The 2,320-nt window shown below is 75.3% G+C and carries 2 protein-coding genes; one reads left to right on the forward strand and one right to left on the reverse strand.

What is annotated here, in order from left to right; all coding sequences use genetic code 11:
* Positions 1–275 precede the first annotated feature (275 nt).
* A complete protein-coding gene (locus L1885_RS27290; RefSeq protein WP_235799824.1) occupies positions 276–1,208 on the reverse strand; it encodes a Ppx/GppA family phosphatase in 933 nt (310 codons plus the stop codon).
* A 42-nt stretch (positions 1,209–1,250) separates the two neighbouring features.
* Here L1885_RS27290 and L1885_RS27295 point away from each other — a divergent pair, with 42 nt between their 5' ends.
* Positions 1,251–2,228: a DUF3109 family protein gene (locus L1885_RS27295; RefSeq protein ID WP_372482042.1), complete on the forward strand. Its 978-nt coding sequence runs from the start codon at positions 1,251–1,253 to the stop codon at positions 2,226–2,228.
* Positions 2,229–2,320 lie beyond the last annotated feature (92 nt).

Here is a 2,320-nt window from a genome sequence, read left to right on the forward strand (position 1 = left end):
GCGGGGAGCGCCGGAGGTGGTGCGGGCGCACGAAGCGGCGCGGGACCGTGCCGGCGCGCGGAGCGGGGGCCGACGGCGGGGACGCGCGCCGGGGCGCGTGCGGGGCACGGCGTACGTCCGGGGCCGGCGTTCACGCGCGTACGTCAGGGGCGCCGCGTTCACCCGCGTACGTCCGGGGCCGGCGTTCACGCCCGTACGTCCGGGGCGCTGCGTTCGCGGGCGTACGTCAGGAGTACGGCCTTCACCGGCGTACGTCCGGGGCGCGCGGGACGGGTTCAGGCCCTGGGCAGCCGGTCGAGGCGGCGCAGGATGACTCCCTCCCGCAGCGCCCACGGGCAGATCTCCAGCACGTCGACGTCGAAGAGGTCCATGGCGGCCTCCGCCACCAGCGCCCCGGCGAGCAGTTGCGGCGCCCGGCCGATGGACACGCCCGGCAGGTCCGCGCGCTGCCGCACCGTCATGGCCGCCAGCCGGGGCACCCACTCCTCCAGCGAAGCCCGGCTCAGCCGGCGCTGGGCGTAGAGGCCCTCGGCCGAGCGGGCCGCCCCGCCGATCCGCGCCAGCTGGCGGAAGGTCTTGGAGGTGGCCACCGTGTGGTCCGGTCCCCCGAGCCGGCTGAACTCGCCCACGGTGCGCGCGATCTCGGCCCGTACGTGGCGGCGCAGCGCCCGTACGTCCGTGGCGTCGGGCGGGTCCCCGGGCAGCCGGCCCGAGGTGAGGCGGCCGGCGCCGAGCGGCAGGGAGACGGCTGCGTCCGGCTCCTCGTCCATGCCGTAGGCGATCTCCAGGGAGCCCCCGCCGATGTCGAGCACCAGCAGCCGGCCCGCGGACCAGCCGAACCAGCGGCGGGCCGCCAGGAACGTCAGCCGGGCCTCCTCGGCGCCGCTGAGGACCTGGAGGTCGGCACCGGTCTCGGCGCGGACCCTGCCGAGCACGTGGTCGGCGTTGCCGGCCTCGCGCACGGCGGACGTGGCGAAGGCGAGGACGTCCTCGCAGCCCTTGTCCTCCGCGGCCTGGAGGGCGTCGGCGATCGTCGCGACGAGCCGGTCCACGCCCTCGGGCCCTATCGCGCCGTCCGCGTCGAGGAGTTCCGCGAGGCGCAGCTCCGCCTTGTAGGAAAACGCGGGCAGCGGCCTGGCGCCCCCGTGGGCGTCGACGGCGAGGAGATGCACGGTGTTCGAACCGACATCCAGGACTCCGAGTCTCATGGGCGGAACCGTACCCGCGGTCCCGGACTTACCCTTGGGCCCGTGCCTAAGACGAACAAGACGAAGCCGGGCAAAGCCGAGCAGGCCAAGGACCGGGGCAGGTCGAAGAAGCAGAAGCGGACCGCCGGGGAGGCGGAGCCGGCCCACCCGGTGACCGCCGCGGCCCTGCCCGCTCCCGTCCCGCCCGCCGACGACGAGCACGGCCTCGACTTCGCGCGCGCCTGGGTGGAGTTCCCCGACCCGGCGGACGACGAGCAGGTCTTCCGCTGCGACCTGACGTGGCTGACCTCGCGGTGGACGTGCATCTTCGGCAGCGGCTGCCAGGGCATCCAGGGGGGCCGCGCCGACGACGGCTGCTGCACGCTGGGCGCGCACTTCTCCGACGAGGAGGACGAGGAGCGGGTGGCGCGGCACGTGGCGCGGCTGACGCCGGACATCTGGCAGTTCCACGCCGAGGGCTCGCGCGACGGCTGGACGCAGGAGACCGCCGACGAGGACGACTCCGAACAGGACGACCAGGACACCCAGGACGACGACGATGACGACGACGGGGAGCGCGGCCCGCAGCGGCAGACCCGTGTCTTCAACGGCTCGTGCATCTTCCAGAACCGGCCCGGTTTCGCGGGCGGCATGGGCTGCGCGCTGCACATCCTGGCGCTCAAGGAGGGCAAGGAGCCGCTGGAGACCAAGCCGGACGTGTGCTGGCAGCTGCCGGTCCGGCGTACGTACGACTGGATCGACCGCCCGGACGACACGCGTGTGCTGCGGGTGTCGATCGGCGAGTACGACCGGCGCGGGTGGGGCCCGGGCGGCCACGACCTGCACTGGTGGTGCACCTCGGCGACCTCCGCGCACGGCGCGGGCGACCCGGTGTACGTGTCCTACCGGCCCGAGCTGACCGAGCTGATGGGCAAGGAGGGGTACGACGCGCTGACGGAGCTGTGCGAGCGCCGTCTGTCGAGCGAACTCCCGCTCGTCGCACCGCACCCGGCGGACCCGGCGGCCCCCGGGCGCGGCTGACCCGCCGTCCCCGCGTCGGGCGCCGTCGACCCGTTGTCCCCGCGCGGGCCGGGTGGGCTCCGGCGCCGGCTCGCCGAGGGGCTCCCGCGTCC

It is taken from the genome of Streptomyces fuscigenes, assembly GCF_021556455.1.
GTDB classification, from domain to species: Bacteria; Actinomycetota; Actinomycetes; order Streptomycetales; family Streptomycetaceae; genus Streptomyces; species Streptomyces fuscigenes.